This is a genomic window from Bifidobacterium callitrichos (assembly GCF_008698085.1).
GTDB classification, from domain to species: domain Bacteria; phylum Actinomycetota; class Actinomycetes; order Actinomycetales; family Bifidobacteriaceae; genus Bifidobacterium; species Bifidobacterium callitrichos.
The window spans coordinates 114,679-132,636 of sequence record NZ_RZJP01000002.1; the positions used below are offsets into that span (position 1 = coordinate 114,679).

The window sequence follows — 17,958 nt, forward strand, 5'->3', positions numbered from 1 at the left end:
ACACTATTTCTTATTGTGTCATGCCGCACCGGCATTTGCCGCATTTGATGCAGTATCCACCCATGAATCAACTAAAAACCCCGCATCGGCACGAAGCGGATGCGGGGTTTCCTGCGCTAGGTAGAGCGATGATGTGCGGCTTCAAGCCGCGACAATCACTTGAGCTCGACGGTGGCGCCAGCCTCTTCCAGCTGGGACTTGGCCTTCTCGGCGTCTTCCTTCTTGGCCTTCTCGAGGATGGTGGTCGGAGCACCGTCAACCATGCCCTTGGCGTCAGCCAGGCCGGCACCGGTGATGGCCTTGACGGCCTTGATAACCTGGATCTTCTTGTCGCCAACGGCGGAGAGGACGACGTCGAACTCGGTCTTCTCCTCTTCCTCGGCAGCAGCGCCAGCGGCCGGGGCGGCGATGACGGCGGCGGCCGGGGCGGCAGCCTCAACGTCGAACTTCTCCTCGAAGGCCTTCACGAACTCGGAGAGCTCGACGAGGGTCATCTCACCGAAGGCTTCCAGCAGCTCATCCTGGGTGAACTTAGCCATAATGGCTTCCTTTCAATCATGGCGACGGGTTGGGGTTGAAGAGGTTGCCCGTCACCTAAAAAATTTTTCTCTTTATGGTTCCGACTGTGCGATCGGGCGCCGGCCACGCGGACCGGCAGGATGATCAGGCAGCCTTCTCCTGCTTCTCGCGCAGCGCATCGATCGTACGCACGGCCTTGGTCGGCAGGGCGTTGAACAGGTACGCGGCCTTGGACATCGTAGCCTTGATGTCGCCGGCGAACTCGGCGAGCAGCTGCGGGCGGGACTTGAGATCCGCCAGCTTGGTAGCGCCCTCGGCATCGTACACGGTGCCGTCGGCGTAACCACCCTTGATGACAAGGGCCTTGTTGGTCTTGGCGAAGTCACGGATGGTCTTCGCAGCCTCGATGAAGTCGCCCTTCACGAAGGTGATGGCGGTCGGGCCGGAAAGGATCTCGTCGAGACCCTCGATGCCCGCTTCCTTGGCGGCGATGCGTGCCAGCGTGTTCTTTGCCACGGTGTAGGAAGTATCGCGGCCTAGCTTTTCGCGCAGATCACTGACCTGCGGAACGGTAAGCCCGCGGTACTCGGTGAGGTAGATCGCGTCAGCAGCACGGAACTGAGCCGTAAGCTGGGCAACCACCGCTTCCTTTTCGGGCCTCTTCATGGCGTTCCTTCCTAGATCGGCCGTTGATCTGTTCCGGTCCGGCACGCCATTCGGGCATGAAAAAAGCCCTGCACGCAGGCAGAGCAACATAAGGCCGTTTCCGGCTGCCCGTAACGGGCTTACATCTCTCAACCTGCGCTGGCTTGGCGAACCAAACTTCGGGAGCGCGTGCACGCTCCAACCAACGGTCTGTGGTTTACGAAGGGATAAATTACGACTTGGCTGCGACAACGGCAAGCTTCGGCGTGTCGCGTCTATAGAGTGGCGGCGTATTGGGAGACGGAGGCGGAGACCTCCTTCAAGTAGTCGAGGGAGCGACGCCAGTGGCCGGGGACCTCGATCGAGTGATTGGCGTCGGGGTATTCGTGGACGTGCGGGGTCAGGGCGTTGGCGCGGGCGCGGTCGTAGAAGGGGTCGGCAGTGCCGGCGCACACCAGCGGAGCGGGGCCCGGGTAGCGCGAATCGGCATTGGATTCGCCGGAAACCAAAGCCCTGGCGACCTCCACGGACGGCGCGTCCGACTCGGACACGATGTCGTCGCCGACGCGCGGGACCGGGATCACCCGGGCGGACGGGTCGAAGTCGGCGTGATGCAGGACCGGGGTCAGCAGCACAAACGGCAGACCATAGCGCGTGGCGACGTGCGGGTAGGTCATCGTCGTCAGCGACTTGCCGATCAGCAGGAGCCTGACATCGGGCGACTCCGCACGCACCGAGGCCACCCACTCGTCGATCGCCTGATTGATGACGGGGATCACGGTGGACAGATCGTCGGACGCATGCGCCACGTTCATACGGTCGATGCGCCACCCGCCCTCGACGAGCGCCTGCGCCGACCAGTACAGCAGCGGGCGATCGCAGTTGTAGCCGGTGCCGGGCATGAGCAGCACGCGACCGCGCTCCTGCCCCGGCTTGACCGTGTTCTTCTTCCACGCGCGAATCGACACCTCGACCGGCTGCTTGGCCATATGCCACTCCCCTCGTCGTGTTTCCGGCATATCCGAGATCCAAGTCTAGTTGTCATGTTGACCATGTTGGTCACCTCTCGACCCGCGGATTTCGCGCAATGGGGCCGCGCTATAATCACCTTCGGTTCCGGCCGAAGACGGTTTGTCAATATGCTTCTCGCATATCGACACGCCGCAAGCAGGGCCGGGGCGAGTCGCAATTCTCGCCGGGATCCCCACCCATCGCGACAGCGCGAACGTGACCGTGGCGGACGGAGATCCCGCACAACCCAAGGAAAAGAAAGAAAACATGGAGAAGTTCTTCCATTTGAAGGAGAGCGGAACGACGGTCTCGACCGAGGTACTGGCCGGTCTGACCACGTTCTTCGCGATGGCGTACATCATCGTCGTCAACCCGCAGATCCTGTCGTCCACCGGCATGCCGTGGGGTGGCGTCTTCCTCGCCACGATCATCGCGGCGATCATCGGCACGCTCATCATGGGCCTGTTCGCCAACGTGCCGTACGCCCAGGCCGCCGGCATGGGTCTCAACGCGTTCTTCACCTACACGGTCTGCTTCGGCCTCGGCTTCCCGTGGCAGCAGACGATGTGCATGGTGTTCCTGTGCGGTCTGATCAACATCGTGATCACCGTCACCAAGATCCGCAAGATGATCATCATGGCCATCCCCGAATCGCTGCAGCAGGCGATCGGCGGCGGTATCGGCCTGTTCGTCGCCTACGTTGGCATGCTCAACGTCGGTCTGATCAAGTTCACGCCGGGCGACCCGAAGGCCGCCGCCAAGGGCGGCGCCGTCGCCGCCACCCCGGGGCTCGCGAACTTCAACGACAAGGTCCTGTGGGTCTTCCTCATCGGTCTCGTGCTCGCGATCGTCTTCACCGTGCTCAAGGTCAAGGGCGGCATGCTGCTGGCCATCGTCATCACCACGATCGTCGGCATCCCGTTCGGCGTGACCAACTTCGGCTCCTCCCAGTCGCTGTCGCAGACCTTCTCCGAGCTGCCGGTCACGTTCGGCGCGATCTTCAGCGCCGAAGGCTTCCCGGCGCTGTTCTCCGATCCGGCCAAGCTGCCGCTCGTGATCGTCACGATCTTCGCGTTCTCGATGTCTGACACGTTCGACACGCTCGGCACGTTCCTCGGCACCGGACGCCGCACCGGCATCTTCTCCCTCGAGGATGAGAAGGCTCTGGAGAACGGCTCCGGCTTCTCCTCCAAGATGGACAAGGCCCTGTTCGCCGACTCGATCGCCACCTCCATCGGCGCGATCTTCGGCACCTCGAACACGACCACGTACGTCGAGTCCTCCGCGGGCATCGCGGCGGGCGGCCGTACCGGTCTGACCTCCGTGGTCGTCTCCATCTGCTTCGCGCTGTCCATCTTCTTCGCGCCGGTCATCTCCGCCGTGCCGTCCGCCGCGACCGCCGGCGTGCTGGTGATCGTCGGCTGCATGATGGCCGCCTCCCTCAAGGAGATCGACTGGGCTGACATCTCCGAGGCGATTCCGGCGTTCTTCGCCACCGCCTTCATGGCGTACTCCTACTCCATCTCCTACGGCATCGCCGGCGGCTTCATCATGTACTGCATCGTGAAGACCTGCAAGGGCAAGGCCAAGGAGGTCCATCCGCTCATCTGGGTCGTCGCCGCGCTGTTCGTCATCGACTTCGTATGCATGGCGGTTCTGTGATAGTCGGTTAGCCCGGCCGACACAGTTTCGAGCCCCCTGTATGGCCATGAGCCATACAGGGGGCTTTTCAGTACGCGCGACGGATCCTCCAGGATCGGAGACAAGCCCGTACGGACATGGGAGCCATCCAGCTGCAACCCACCGGGAACGTACTCTGAATCTGGATAAGCGTACGTTCATGGAGGGTAAGAGACGAACATCACCCGTTTTCGTACGGATAGAGGAAGCCAGTATACGAAAACGGGTGATTGCCTACGTTTGGCCACAGGGAACGTACGGATGGGGGAAGTAAGCGTACGTTACCCGTGGGATAGGAACAGTTAGCCGCGGAGAACGGACTCCGTCAAAGGCCAAGACATAGCCGAGATACAGAAAGAACACCGGGAGAAACCGGGAAGGCCCCGCCACTGGCGAAAACCAGTGACGGGGCCTTCCGTTGAGGGGACGGCTTATTCGCGTCGCGCGATCAGCCGAAGCGGCCGGAGATGTAACGCTCGGCCTCTTCGTTCTGCGGGTTGTTGAACATCGTGGTGGTGTCCGCGAAGTACTCGAGGTGACCCGGCTGGCCGACGGCCTTCAGGTTGAAGAAGGCGGTGTAGTCGGCGATACGGGCGGCCTGCTGCATGTTGTGGGTCACGATCACGATCGTGTAGTCGTTCTTGATCTCGTTGATGAGGTCCTCGACGGCGAGCGTGGAGATCGGGTCCAGAGCGGAGCAGGGCTCGTCCATGAGAATCACCTTCGGGTGGACGGCGACGGCGCGCGCGATGCACAGACGCTGCTGCTGACCACCGGACAAGCCGATGCCCGGGTTGTCGAGACGATCCTTGACCTCGTTCCAGAGGTTGGCGCCACGCAAGGCCCACTCGACGAGATCGTCGGCGTCGGACTTGGAGATGTGGCGGTTGTTCAGGCGAACACCGGCGAGCACGTTCTCACGAATGGACATCGTCGGGAACGGGTTCGGGCGCTGGAAGACCATGCCGACGTCACGACGGATGGCGACCGGGTCCATGTCCTTGTCGTAGATGTTCTTGCCCTCGAGCAGCACCTCGCCCTCGACGTGAGCGCCGTTGATGAGCTCGTGCATGCGGTCGAGCGTGCGGAGCACGGTGGACTTGCCGCAGCCGGACGGGCCGATGAAGGCGGTGACCTTGTTGGCCTCGATGTTGATGTTCACATCCTCGACGGCCAGGAAGTCGCCGTAGTAGATGTTCTCGTGGTTGACGTCAATACGTTGTCCCATGATATTTTCCTTGATTCCTTGAAATTCGAAGCGATTCGAACGGGTTAACCGATCAGCGCTCGGTCTTGACGGCGAACACCTTGGCGACCAGACGGCCGATCAGGTTGAGCAGCAGGACGATCACGATCAGGACGAGGGCGGCGGCCCAGGAGCGTTCCATCGGGATGTCGGCCACGCAGGCGGAGGTGGCGGAAGCCGGGCAGTTGGCGTGCAGCTTGCTGTACTCCTGGTAGACGTACACAGGCAGGGTGGTCATCTGGCCCGAGAACAGGTTGACGTTCGTCGAGGAGATGTAGCCTGCGGTCATGAGCAGAGGCGCGGTCTCGCCGATGACTCGCGCGATGGCGAGAATGCAGCCGGAGACGATGCCCGGCAGTGCGGTGCGCAGCACGATCTTGGTGATCGTGCGCTGCTTGGTGACGCCAAGCGCCAGAGAGGCCTCACGAAGATCGTTCGGAACGATCTTGAGCATTTCCTCACAGGACTTGACGACGGTCGGCAGCATCAGCAGGGACAATGCCACGGAGCCTTCGAAGCCGTTGATCGTACCAGGTCCGAACACGATGGTGAACATCGAGAATGCGAACAAACCGGCGACGATGGACGGGATACCGCTCATGACGTCGACGAGCATGGAGACCGTCATCGCCAGCTTGCTGCCCTTCGCGTATTCGACGAGGTAGACGGCGCACATGATGCCGATCGGGATGGAGATGACCATTGCACCACCGGTGATCTCCAGCGTACCGATGATGGCGTGAAGAACACCACCGTAGCCGCCGGACGGGGTCGGGTTGCCGCCGACCACACCGGTCATGTTGAAGGACAGGAAGTTGAGGTTCAGACGCTTGAGACCGTTGACAATCGTCGTCCACAGGACGGAGACCAGCGGGATGCAGGCGATGACGAAGGCGAGGACGATGAGCCCCGTCATGAAGTAGTCCTTGTACTTGCGGTAGTTGGAGTACGAGGTCTTCGGAGCGAACTTGTCGAAGTCGATGACGGGAGCGGCGTCGAGGTTCTTCTGCTTGGTTTCTTCAGCCATCATGCGCTCGCTTTCTCGGTGATCTTACGCGCGGCGTAGTTGACCACGAAGGTGATGAGGAACAGGATCAAACCGGTTCCGATCAGGACGGAGACGCCCAGATCGTTGGCTTCCGGGTACTGCGCGGCGATGTTGGCGGCGATGGTCTGGTTCTGGGAAGCCTGCAGCAGCTTGATGGAGTAGGTGAGGCCAGGGGACAGGATCATCAAGACGGCCATCGTCTCACCGAGTGCACGGCCGAGGGCCAGCATGGAGGCGGACACGATACCGGACTTGCCGAACGGGATGACGGCGAGCTTGATCATCTCCCACTTGGTGGCACCCAGACCGTAGGCGGCCTCCTGCTGGAGGGTCGGGGTCTGCAGGAAGATATCACGCGACATGGAGGTGATGATCGGCAGGATCATGACGGCCAGCACGACCGCGACAGTGCCGATGGTACGCTGCGGATTCGCCGCAGGGCCCTGGAACAGCGGGATCCATCCAAGGTAGGTGGCCACCCAGTTCCAGAACGGGTAGATGGCCGGGACCAGGATCAGACCGCCCCACAGACCGTAGATAACGGAAGGAATTGCAGCGAGCAGGTCGACCACGTAGCTCAGACCGGTGGCGACCTTCTTGGACGCGTAGTGGGAGATGAACAGAGCGATGCCGATTGCAACGAAGAAGGCGATGATCAGTGCCAGCACGGAGACGAGCACGGTACCGAACAGCAGGGGGAGCACATAGCCCCAGAAGTTGCTGGTGGCACCGCCGGTGAAGTTGGCGACGGTCTCGGAATTCGCCTTCTGGTCGCCGCCGATAAGCGGCCACGCGCGGAAGAACAGGAAGAGGAACACGGCGGCGAGCACGACGAGGATCAGGATGCCACAGGCGTAGGCCACACCCTTGAAGACCTTGTCGGCAGTCTTGCCGGTAACCGGTTCAACAACCGGTTTGTCTTGCGAAGTCACGAAATCTCCTTACGGAAATGGAATTGCGTGTGGAGGAAATGGGATTGAAAAGACGTGTGCAATGAGTTGGGAACCTTCGACCGACCGCAAGCCGCAACCGTTATGAACGACTGCGGCTTGCTTGGTGGTTGCTATTTGATTATGTGGTCTGTCGAAGATTCGTACGTTCCGGCCTTGCGGCCGGAAGTCTCATCACTTGGTCTTGATGGCCTCGATGGACTTCGAGATCTGGGAGGTCAGGCTGGCCGGCAGCGGAGCGGAGCCAGCGGCATCCTGAGCGGTCTTCTGGCCCTCATCGGAGGTGATGTAGGTCAGCCAGGCCTTGACGAACTCGCCCTGCTTGGCGTCCTTGTAGGCCGGGCAGGCGATCGCGTAGGAGACGAGGACGATCGGGTAGGCGCCCTCGGCGGTGGTCTCGTGGTTGATCTTGATCACAACACGGTTGTCGCCCTTGGCGGTGTCGTCCTGCTTGGAGTCCTCGATGACCTTGGAGCCACCCTCAGCGGAGATCTCGTTGTAGGAGTCGCCGACCTTGACGGCGACGGTGCCGAGCTTGCCGACCTGGGAGAAGTCAGCGTAGCCGATGGTGCCATCAGCCTGCTGGACGGTGGAGACGACACCCGAGGTGCCCTTGGCGCCCTGGCCGACGTTGTTCGGCCAGTTCTCGGACAGGTCGTAGGACCAGGCGTCCGGAGCGGCGTCCTTGAAGTAGGAGACGAAGTTCTGGGTGGTGCCGGACTTATCGGAGCGGTGCACGACGGTGATCGCGGTGTCCGGGAGCTTGAGGTCCTTGTTCTGATCGGCGATGGCCGGGTCGTTCCACTTGGTGATCTTGCCGTCGAAGACCTTGGCGATGGTGGCGGCGTCCATGTTGACGTGCTTGCCGGCGTCGGAGATGCCCTTGAGGTTGAAGATGACGGCGATCGGGGAGATGTAGACCGGGACGTCGAAGGCGGCGCCGGAGGCGCACACGGTCTCGGACTTGGTGACCTCGTCGTCGGACAGGGCCTTGTCGGAGCCGGCCCACGCGGTGGCGCCGGTCAGGAAGGTGGAAACACCAGCGCCGGAACCGGTCGGGTTGTAGGCGATCTTGGCGTCCGGGTTGGTGCCCTGGAAGCCGGCGATCCAAACCTCAACGGCGGCCTGCTGGGAGGAGGCGCCAGCACCCTGGAAGTCACCGGAGATCGGCTCGGTCTTGGAGGCGCTGTCAGAAGAGCTGGAGCTGCTGGTGCTGGCGGTCGTGTTGTCGCCGCAGGCGGCAAGACCAGCGAGCATAGCAATGCCGGAAATCGCGGCAATAGTACGCACGAAGATGTTCTTACGCATTTCTTTCCCTCATTCAACTAACTTGACGGCCATGAGAGGGCCGCCCGTCAATTCTTGACATCTACAAGCCTATTGGCGTTGGGAAGTCGTGAGGGCCGAAACCGGTGAACGGATGATGAACAATCCGAGATATGTGCCTACGTCGTTTTCAGGGGCACCGGCGTAGTTTGCGCCCTTAGCGCCGTCTTAGCGCCAAGGGCGCGGTCAGAAGCATCTTTAAGAAGAAGCGCCTCAGGCGACCGGCTGATCGATCTTGTAGCCGAGGCCACGCACGGTGGTCAGGTACTTCGGATGGCTCGGGTCCTCCTCGATCTTGGCGCGCACTCGCTTGACATGCACGTCGAGGGTCTTGGTGTCGCCGACGTAATCGGAGCCCCAGATGCGATCGATGAGCTGGTGACGGGTCATCACGCGCCCCTTGTTCTGCAGCAGGTATTCGAGCAGCTCGAACTCCTTCAGGGGGAAGAACACGTTCTCGCCACGCACGGTGACCTGATGCTGTCCGACCTGCATCGAGATGTCGCCGCAGGTCAGCGGCACGTCGTCGCCGGCGGCGGAGCCGTCCGCGGCACCGCCCGCCTGCTGGTTGCGACGCATGACCGCGCGGATGCGGGCGAGCAGCTCGCGGAAGGAGTACGGTTTCGTGACGTAATCGTCGGCACCGATCTCAAGGCCGACGACCTTATCGATCTCGGCGCTCTTGGCGGTGAGCATGATGATCGGAACCCGGCTCTGCTCGCGGATGCGACGGCACAGCGCGGTGCCATCGATACCGGGAAGCATGAGATCGAGCAGCACGAAGTCGATGCCGCCCTTGGTGAACAGCTCGAGGCCCTCCTCGCCGGTGGCCGCGGCGGACACGTCATACCCCTCGCGTGTGAGCTGATAGACCAGCGGTTCCCTGTAGGATTCCTCGTCTTCCACGATGAGAATGCGCGTCATGATCACCTTTCATTGCCAGTGGTACCAGTGAAAATCCTGTGAGCTTACCTAAGCCATCCTAGCCGTTCGCCGCATGTTCATCCGCTCTTCGTCTTGAGATACGTAACTTCTGAGAGCGTATTGGCAAGCCTCGAACCTTCGGTACAGGAATTTCAGCCGGTTGTGCGCCGTTCTTCGTCGTCGTCCAGAAATGACGACTACGTTCCTTTTGATGCCTATTCGGCCGATTGTGCAGTACCTGATGCAGCATCCAAAGAGACATCCAGGGCTTGGGATGCTCCGGATGCATCGTCCGCGCCATCCGCGTCCTGCGCATCGTCCGCGCCTGTCTGCGCCTGCGCGTCCACGTCCTCGGCCAGCGGCAGTTCGATCGTGAACGTGGATCCCTCGCCCTCACGCGACCACACGGACACCGTGCCGCCGCAATCGGCCACGCAGTGCTTGACGATCGCCAATCCGAGCCCCGTGCCTCCGGTCTGGCGGGAACGGGCCGGATCGACCCGGTAGAAGCGTTCGAAGACACGGTCGATCGATTCGGCCGGAATGCCGATGCCCTGATCGATGACGCGGATCTTGACCTTGCCGTCATGCGCCGAGATGGCGATGCGCACCGTGGTGTGCTCGGGCGAATAGTGGATCGCGTTCTCGATGAGATTCTTCACCGAAGTGGTGATCGACTCCTCATCGCACGAGATCGTCGCATCCGGCTCGCCCTTGGCGTGTTCGAGCGGAACCGGTTCCCCACCGAACGACAGATCGAGCTCGATATGGCTGGCATCGGCCTGCACCTGGTTCTCGGCGATCGCGTGACGCACGACGGAAAGCACGGACAGGCGTTTCGCGTCAAGCACGCCGCCGGCGTCCTGAGCCTTCTGCAGATCGATCAGACGGTGGACGAGTTCGGTCAGTCGCGTCGACTCCTTGGCGATGCGCCCGGAGAAGTAGCGCACGGCGTCCGGATCGTCGGCGGCGTCGCCAATCGTCTCGGCCAGCAGGGAGATCGCGCCCGCCGGGGTCTTGAGCTCGTGTGAGACGTTGGTCATGAAGTCGCGACGCATCGCCTCGAATCGGCGCTGCTCGCTCATGTCGCTGACGAAAATCGCGTACCGGTCGTCACCGATCGCCGCGACGCGAAGCTTCAGATACCGCGTGTTCGAGGGGATACGCTCCCCCGCCTGCACGCCATGCCCGGAATTGCCCGGAACGACCGGCGCGCCGGCGTGCACCGGATCGATCGGCAGTTCGATCTCGCGCTCGCGCGGCTGGCCGTCGGACGCGACCCGGGCGAGGATACCGGCGGCGTCCTCGTCGGAAAGCTTCCCCGATTCGGTCAAGCCGAGACCGGCGCATCGCTTGCCCATATAGACGACGTCGCCCTCACCATCGACGAGAATCACCGCTTCGGGCATCGCATGGACGAACGACTCCTCGGCGACTCGAACGGACGGTACGACGCCGAACAGCACGTCGTTCTCGGAAAGCTCGGTCTGGGAGCGAGAACGGGTCTCGAGCCCCAGACGCTCTCCCCGCTCAAGACCGGTGGAATAGGCGATCGCTGCGGCGATGCCGCCGACGATGACCGCAACGATCAGAATCTGCCACCACACCATGCTCCACCCCACTCGTAGGACGCCCGCAACCCGCTATGTATCTGTTGTGTCCGGGTAACCACGATAGCCGCCGAAGCGTTATGCGATACGGCAAACTACGTAAGTTCAGCAGAAGTTCATGCACTCGTCGCAGGCGGTATACGCAATCGAGGACATGAACGGGAGGTGCCCCTACGACTTGGTTGGCTACAGGCGCTTGAGAATGTCGACCGCCAGCGCGGCCGCCGTGTCGGCGTACTCGCTGATATCGAACTCCTTGAAAACCTCGTAATCGGTATCCGCGTTGTCCGACAGGGCACGGATGACCAGCGCCGGCACCTCGTTGCGCGCCGCGACCTGCGCGACGGCCGCACCCTCCATCTCGACCGCGTCGGCGCCCGTGTCATGCACGACCTTGCGCACCTGCGCATCGGTATCGACGAAATAGTTGCCCGAGGCGATGATGCCGGTGATGTGCGTGATGCCGGCCGCGGTGAGCGCCTCGTCGGCCAGAGCGAGCAGATGGTCGTCGGAATGGAACTCGTCGACCGGAGCGTCGGGCGTGCCGGGCTTCCACTGGCCGACCAGACGCATGTCGGTGTCGAGGAAGCGCAGCGTGCCGCCGAGCACGACGTCGTTGATATGCAGATTCGTGTTGAGATTGCCCGCGATGCCGGAGAAGATCACGGCCTGCGGATGGTAGACGCTGATCAGATGCTGCGTGGTCGCGGCGGCGGCGACCAGACCCATGCCGCCGACGGTGGCGACGACGGTCACGCGCTCGCCCGCGTTCGTGGTGATGGTGCCGCGCGCCACGTCGAGACTGGCGGCCCTGTCATGCTCGACATCGTCGAGGGCGCGCGCGATCAGCGCGACCTCCTCGTCCAGCGCTCCGATGATGGCGATCGTCCTGCCCATGTCGTTTCTCCTGTCGCTCGTTTCGCCTGTCGACCTGTCGACCTGTCGCTTCCGAGCGTACTCAGGATTATGCGTACTGTCACGTTCCGGCGGTGACCGTGAAGGGGCGATATGCCCTGTTCGTGACACGCTCAAGGCCGCTCGGCCAAGCCTACGGTCACGAACAGGACATATCGCCCCCTCACTCGGAACGTTGGGAAGTTACGTCGCATCGCCACGCGACATTGCCACAAAGAGCGGAGGACCGGACTATTTCGTTCTCGACCGTAGGCTTGGCCGAGCGGCCTTGAGCGTGTCGAGAATGAAATATTCCGGTCCCCCGCGGACACCGGCGCTATTTACGAGCACCGGTTACGACTATCGGAAATCACTCCTCGTAGTCCTTGTCCTTGCTTTCCTTGATGAGGAAGAGGGCGATGAGAGCGAGGGCGGCCATGATGGCCATGTACCAGCCGACGGACACCACGGAACCGGTGGACTGCACCAGAGCGGTGGCGATGGTCGGAGCGAAGGCGCCACCGAGAATGGCGGCGAGGTTGTAGCTCAGGCCGGCGCCGGAGTAGCGCACGTTGGTCGGGAACAGCTCGGGCAGGTAGGCGCCGCACGGTCCGAACAGGCCACCCATGAGGGCGAAGCCGACGCACAGGAAGATCATCACGGTGACGACGTTGTGCTGGAGCAGGTGCATCGCGAACAGCGAGAAGACCAGCGTCAGAGCGGTGGTGGTGATGAGGACCTTCTTGCGGCCGATCCTATCGGAGTAGATGCAGGAGATGAGGATGAAGATCGCGAAGAACACGACGGAGGTCATCTGCATGGCGAGGTACTCGTTCTGCGTGAACGCAGGCTTCATGACCTTGACGCCGTAGCTCAGGGACCAGGTGCCGAGCACGTAGAACAGGGTGTAGGTGATACCCATGGCGAAGGTGCCGAGGAGCACTTCCTTCCAGTACGGCACGAGGGCGCGCAGCGGGTGCTTGACGACACGGTCGTTCTCGACGGCCTTGCGGAAGATCGGGGTCTCGGTCATGCGCAGACGCACGTACAGGCCGATGGCGACGAGGACCGCAGAGCACAGGAACGGGATACGCCAGCCCCAGGCCTGCATCTTGTCGGGGCCGAGGGTGGAGTCGAGCAGCAAGTTCAGGCCGTAGGCGCAGAAGAAACCGATCGGGGCGCCGAGGTTCGGGAAGGAACCGTACAGGGCGCGCTTGTTGGCCGGTGCGTTCTCTGTGGCGACAAGGGCTGCGCCGGACCATTCGCCGGCGAGGCCGACGCCCTGGCAGGCGCGGCAGATGCACAGGATGATGATGGCGAGGATGCCGAGCTGGTCGTAGCTCGGCAGGCAGCCGACGAGGAACGTGGAGATGCCCATGGTCATCAGGGCGACGACCAGCGTGGTCTTACGGCCGATCTTGTCACCGAAGTGGCCGAAGAGCATCGAGCCGAACGGGCGGGCCAGGAACGACACGGCGAATGTCAGGAACGCGAGCATCGTGCCGATGGCCGGGTTGGCCTTGGTGGCGGCCGGGAAGAAGATCGCGCCGAAGTAGCTGGCGGATGCGATGGAATAGCAGTAGTTGTCGTAGAACTCGATGGCGGTGCCCACCATCGACGCGGCGATGATCTCGGGAACCGAATCCTTCTTCACGGGTGTGGCCGCTGCGACTGCAGTTGCGGACATGATTGAAATACCCCTTATGTGATAACAGCTTCTCTCACGCGGGGAGCGCACCCGGGGTAACGGGGCGTCCCACGTCAATGGCGGGATGCGGTCCGACCGACTGGAGCTTGTGGCTTGCAGCGGCGTCCGCACACCGCTGTGCTGAGGTATAGGTCTACTCGCACTCCGAGGCCCATGGTGATATCGCTCACATAGTGGAACGCAATCTCATCTTTTCATGCTCGCTATGGAATCGTCCAGCTCGCGAACGCAGGAGAAAACGCGCGATTCAGCGCCAACGGCGCGTGGCGACGGCTTCGGCGAGCGTGCGCAGCAGCTGCTCGGTGACGGGCCAGCTCAGGCACTTGTCGGTGATCGACTTGCCGTAGACGAGCTGGCTTAGGGGTGCCGCGGGCTGGTTGCCACCCTCGAGGAAGCTCTCCATCATCACGCCGGTGATGCCGCGCTCGCCGTCGGCGATGCGGGCGGCGATCTCGCGCACGACCTCGGCCTGACGATGCTCGTCCTTACCGGAGTTGCCATGCGAGCAATCGACGACCAGACCATGCGAGGCGGCGGAATCGGCCGGCATGCGCTCCCGGATCGTCTCAAGTGCGGCGGCGACGTCCTCCTTGGAGTAGTTCGGCCCGGAGCTGGATCCACGCAGCACGACATGGCAGTCGGGATTGCCGAGCGTCTTGACGACGGCGGCACGGCCCCTGTGGTCGATGCCGAAGAACGTGTGCTGCTGCGCGGCGGCGAAACAGGAGTCGGACGCGGCCTTGACCGAACCGTCGGTCGCGTTCTTGAATCCGATCGGCATCGACAGGCCGCTCGCCAGCTGGCGATGCACCTGGCTTTCGGTGTTGCGAGCGCCGATCGCGCCCCAGCTGACGGCATCGGCGATGAACTGCGGGCTGGTCGGCTCGAGGAACTCGGTGGCGGCGGCGAGCCCCTCACCCAGCACGCCAAGCAGCGTGCGGCGGGCGAGCAGCAACCCCTTCTTGATGTTGCACGAGCCGTCGATGTCCGGATCGTTGATCAGGCCCTTCCACCCGACGGTGGTGCGGGGCTTCTCGAAGTAGACTCGCATGACGATGAGCAGCTGCTCGTCGAGCTCATCCTTGAGCTTGGCGAGACGACGCGCGTAGTCGAGCGCGGCGGCGGGATCGTGCACTGAGCACGGGCCGACGATGACGAGCAGTCGATCGTCCTGACCGTAGAGGCAAGCGCGGATCTCGTCACGCGAGTAGGCGACGATCTCCTGCGCGTCATCGGTCAGCGGGAGATCGGCGAGGACCTGCGCCGGGGTGGGCAGTACCTCGAACTCGAGTACGCGGCGGTTGACGATGCGGCTGATGCCAACCTGATCCTCCCAACGAGGCACGTCGGTGGCGATAAGCGGATTCTTGCCCGCGTCCATCGCCTCCTGGATCGCCCTGAGGTCCTCCGGCTTGTTGAGCGGCTGCTGCTGCATGGTCTTCTCTCCCTTTATCCGATATTCCCCTTATAGGATAGTGGATGACTTACAGCGAATCGTTCTCAATTAGAAAAGTGTGAGCCCAACGCACACGATCGCACAAACGAACATCGCCCGAAACGGCGGGAAATGGCCATTCCGGGCGATGTTATGGGCGATTGACGATCTGTCAACCCTCACACTTTTCTTATTGAGAACGATTCGCTGCAACCGTTAGAGGGCGCGCCTGGCCGAAACGGCGTCGGCCAAACAATGCAGCAGCTCCTCGGTGCGATCCCACGGCACGCAGGAGTCGGTCACGGACTGTCCGTAGACCAGCTGGTCGAGCGGAGCCGGCTTCTGATGACCTGCGACGAGGAAGCTCTCCATCATCACACCGAGGATGCCCGGCTCACCCTGAGCGACACGCTCGGCGATCTCCTCGACGACCTCGGCCTCACGCACCTCGTCCTTGCCGCAGTTGCCGTGCGCGGCATCGATGATCAGACCATGCTCGCTCGGTCCCGACGCCTTGGACTTCTTGAGGTCCACCAGCGCCTGCGCGACGGAATCACGGTCATAGTTCGGACCATGGTTGGAACCGCGCAGCACCAGATGGCAATCGGGATTGCCCTTCGTCTCGGCGGAGATCACGCGACCATCCAGATTGATGGACAGGAAATGATGCTCGAACGCGGCAGCATAGCAGGAATCGGCGGCCGGCTTGATCGAACCGTCGGTCGCGTTCTTGAAGCCGACCGGCATCGACAGGCCGCTCGCCAGCTCGCGGTGCACCTGGCTTTCGGTGTTGCGAGCGCCGATCGCGCCCCAGCTGATCAGATCGCAGATGTACTGCGGGGTAATCGGATCGAGCCACTCGGTGGCGGTGGGCAGACCGAGATTCAGCACGTCGGTCAGCACCTTGCGCGCCAGCCACATGCCCTTGCGAATGTTGAAACGCCCATCCAGATCCGGATCGTTGATCAGACCCTTCCAGCCGATCGTCGTACGCGGCTTCTCGAAATAGACGCGCATGACGATGAGCAGCCGGTCATCCAGCTGCCTGGAGACGGCGGCCAGCTTGGTCGCATACTCGTGCGCGGCCTTCGGATCATGGATCGAGCAGGGGCCGACGATGACCAGCAGACGGTCGTCGCGACCATGCAGGATATCGCGGATCTCCTGACGGGAGGTGAGGACCAGATCGCTCATCGACTTGGTGAGCGGCAGTTCCTTCAGAAACGCGCGGGGCGCGGGGATCGGGTCAAGCTGACGGATGTTGACGTCGACGGTCTCGGGAAAGACGGCCTGCTCCCCCAAACGCTGAACGTCCTCGGAACTATCCGGGCCACGAAGTGCTGCCATGCCGACTCTCCTTTCTCATCGGTGTACGTACATCGGCCTGCATCGATACTTGCTATGCAACAAGGACCTTACTGTAGCGATCATGCCACGAAAACGGCATCTGCCGACCGTTCTGTGGAACGATCGGCAGATTAGTGAAGGTTATTGGCAGAAGCTCTCCGCCACACGGCGTGTCGGCTCAGGCCAGCGCTCCCATCGGATCCCATGCGGGCAGGGAGATGGCGGGCTCTTCGAGGGCCTTGAGGTATTCCTCGGGCAGGAGCGCCTTCGGGACGGCGACCTCGTAGACGTACTCGGTGAACCAGTCGTCGCTCATCGTGAAGTAGCCCTTGTCGGCGATCTTGGTGCCCCAGGAGTTCTCGACGCGCCAACGGCGGGTGGAGCCGTCATCGGCGACATCCACGCCGGCGAAGGCCATCGCGTGGTTCATCGCGGAATCGGCGAAGCGCACGCGCGCCTCCTTGTCGAGATCGAAGTCGACGTCGTAGATCGAACCGTACTCGAACAGGTCGGTCGCCCACGCACCGGACTCGCGGTCCATGAACGGACCGCAGTCGGCGCCGAACCACACCGGGATGCCCTGCTCGATGAGGATCTGCTTGACGCAGTCCTTCATGAACTGGTTCGGCACGTTGAGGTACTCGGTCGCGTCGCCGCCGGCGACGTTGCCCAGATGCTCGATGGCGATCTTCTTGCCCTTCGGATGTTCCTGACGCGGATCATCGACCAGGCACACGTAGCTCTCCAGATCGGCGGAGCCGACGTACTTCGCCCAGAACTCCTGCGGGGTGATCTCGCCATCGCGGTGGAACTCGCCGTCCTTGTCCGTCCACTCCCAGTCGAAGGAGACCGGCGGCTCGCCGAGGTGGATGGTCAGCATGCGGTGACCGGCGGCGCGGGCGTCGGCGATGGTCTCGTCGATGCCGGCGTCCTCACCGGCGGCGTGCGCGGCGAACATGTGCGCGACGGCGGTGTGCAGCATGTGACGCAGCTGCGTGTTCATCGGGCCGGTGTTCTTCGAGGACTCGGTCTCCGGGAACAGGTCCTTCGGCACCGCACCGTACTTCTTGTACACGTTCATCGCCATCGTCCACTGGCCGCCGTCGCCCATCACGTCGGCGAGCAGGTGCTGGATCAGACGGGAATCAGCCGGTTCGCCGGCGCGCACGAGGGCCGCGACGTCCTGCAGGAAGTAGTTGATGCGCTCGAGCTTGTCGTAGTACATCGCGTAGTTCTGCGAGAACTCGAACTCCTTGACGTTCAGGTTCTTCTTCGCGACGAAGCGGGCGACGTTCAGCGAGCTGAACAGCCAGCAGCGGCCGGAGTGATCCTGATGCGTGGCCTCGCCGTTGTCGATAACGGTGGAGAAGCGACGCTGCAGCAGGCGGGCGCGATCGTAGTTCTTGGCGACGGTGTTGATGCCGGCGGCGGTCACCGCGTTCATCGCCATGCGGTTGGTGCCGTCCGCGTCGAATTCCTCGCGCAGGGCGGACAGGGCCTCGCTGCTCAACGGCTGCAGGGTGGTCATAGCTTTGTGCTCCTTTTTACTGACCTTGTGGGTTGGTTTCGGGGCACTACCTTACAATCCGGCGACGAAGATTGGGCGATGGAGGCT

General features: G+C 62.5%; 15 protein-coding genes. 1 reads left to right on the top strand and 14 read right to left on the bottom strand.

Features of this window, described 5'->3' with window-relative positions:
- Nucleotides 1-155: 155 nt before the first annotated feature.
- From rplL to EMB92_RS05175, 3 genes are all read right to left on the bottom strand, one after another.
- Entirely contained in the window at nucleotides 156-539 is a 384-nt protein-coding gene (gene rplL / locus EMB92_RS05160) for a 50S ribosomal protein L7/L12 (protein WP_043164607.1), read from the bottom strand.
- Nucleotides 540-663: 124 nt separating this feature from the next.
- Nucleotides 664-1,185 carry a 50S ribosomal protein L10 gene (rplJ, locus tag EMB92_RS05165; protein WP_043164609.1) on the bottom strand — a complete coding sequence of 174 codons (522 nt, stop codon included), beginning with the start codon at nucleotides 1,183-1,185 and terminating at the stop codon, nucleotides 664-666.
- Between the two features lie 254 nt (nucleotides 1,186-1,439).
- Nucleotides 1,440-2,153 carry a hypothetical protein gene (locus EMB92_RS05175; RefSeq protein WP_150394012.1) on the bottom strand — a complete coding sequence of 238 codons (714 nt, stop codon included), beginning with the start codon at nucleotides 2,151-2,153 and terminating at the stop codon, nucleotides 1,440-1,442.
- A 289-nt stretch (nucleotides 2,154-2,442) separates the two neighbouring features.
- On the opposite strand from EMB92_RS05175, the gene EMB92_RS05180 reads away from it, so the two are divergent.
- Nucleotides 2,443-3,837 (top strand): NCS2 family permease, encoded by a 1,395-nt coding sequence (locus EMB92_RS05180; RefSeq protein WP_150394013.1) that lies wholly within the window; start codon nucleotides 2,443-2,445, stop codon nucleotides 3,835-3,837.
- A 466-nt stretch (nucleotides 3,838-4,303) separates the two neighbouring features.
- Here EMB92_RS05180 and pstB read toward each other — a convergent pair whose 3' ends face one another.
- From pstB to EMB92_RS05235, 11 genes are all read right to left on the bottom strand, one after another.
- Nucleotides 4,304-5,083: a phosphate ABC transporter ATP-binding protein PstB gene (gene pstB / locus EMB92_RS05185; RefSeq protein WP_043164614.1), complete on the bottom strand. Its 780-nt coding sequence runs from the start codon at nucleotides 5,081-5,083 to the stop codon at nucleotides 4,304-4,306.
- Between the two features lie 52 nt (nucleotides 5,084-5,135).
- On the bottom strand, nucleotides 5,136-6,131 hold the full coding sequence (pstA, locus tag EMB92_RS05190) for a phosphate ABC transporter permease PstA (RefSeq protein WP_150394014.1): 996 nt from the start codon (nucleotides 6,129-6,131) through the stop codon (nucleotides 5,136-5,138).
- Nucleotides 6,128-7,081, bottom strand: coding sequence for a phosphate ABC transporter permease subunit PstC (gene pstC / locus EMB92_RS05195; protein ID WP_043164618.1), 954 nt, complete (start codon nucleotides 7,079-7,081; stop codon nucleotides 6,128-6,130). Before pstC ends, pstA begins: the two co-directional genes overlap by 4 nt.
- Nucleotides 7,082-7,273: 192 nt before the next feature.
- Nucleotides 7,274-8,407: a phosphate ABC transporter substrate-binding protein PstS gene (pstS, locus tag EMB92_RS05200; protein ID WP_150394015.1), complete on the bottom strand. Its 1,134-nt coding sequence runs from the start codon at nucleotides 8,405-8,407 to the stop codon at nucleotides 7,274-7,276.
- Nucleotides 8,408-8,638: 231 nt separating this feature from the next.
- A complete protein-coding gene (locus tag EMB92_RS05205; RefSeq protein WP_043164620.1) occupies nucleotides 8,639-9,349 on the bottom strand; it encodes a response regulator transcription factor in 711 nt (236 codons plus the stop codon).
- A 215-nt stretch (nucleotides 9,350-9,564) separates the two neighbouring features.
- Nucleotides 9,565-10,959 carry a sensor histidine kinase gene (locus tag EMB92_RS05210; RefSeq protein ID WP_150394285.1) on the bottom strand — a complete coding sequence of 465 codons (1,395 nt, stop codon included), beginning with the start codon at nucleotides 10,957-10,959 and terminating at the stop codon, nucleotides 9,565-9,567.
- Nucleotides 10,960-11,145: 186 nt separating this feature from the next.
- Nucleotides 11,146-11,856 carry a 5'-methylthioadenosine/S-adenosylhomocysteine nucleosidase gene (mtnN, locus tag EMB92_RS05215; protein ID WP_150394016.1) on the bottom strand — a complete coding sequence of 237 codons (711 nt, stop codon included), beginning with the start codon at nucleotides 11,854-11,856 and terminating at the stop codon, nucleotides 11,146-11,148.
- Between the two features lie 367 nt (nucleotides 11,857-12,223).
- The gene (locus EMB92_RS05220; protein WP_150394017.1) at nucleotides 12,224-13,540 is read right to left on the bottom strand and encodes an MFS transporter; all 1,317 of its coding nucleotides are present in this window, start codon (nucleotides 13,538-13,540) and stop codon (nucleotides 12,224-12,226) included.
- 268 nt (nucleotides 13,541-13,808) lie between these two features.
- Nucleotides 13,809-14,996: a 3-deoxy-7-phosphoheptulonate synthase gene (locus EMB92_RS05225; protein ID WP_052119015.1), complete on the bottom strand. Its 1,188-nt coding sequence runs from the start codon at nucleotides 14,994-14,996 to the stop codon at nucleotides 13,809-13,811.
- A 216-nt stretch (nucleotides 14,997-15,212) separates the two neighbouring features.
- Entirely contained in the window at nucleotides 15,213-16,343 is a 1,131-nt protein-coding gene (locus EMB92_RS05230) for a 3-deoxy-7-phosphoheptulonate synthase (protein ID WP_043164626.1), read from the bottom strand.
- A 178-nt stretch (nucleotides 16,344-16,521) separates the two neighbouring features.
- Nucleotides 16,522-17,871 (bottom strand): C1 family peptidase, encoded by a 1,350-nt coding sequence (locus tag EMB92_RS05235; RefSeq protein WP_150394018.1) that lies wholly within the window; start codon nucleotides 17,869-17,871, stop codon nucleotides 16,522-16,524.
- Nucleotides 17,872-17,958: the final 87 nt, after the last annotated feature.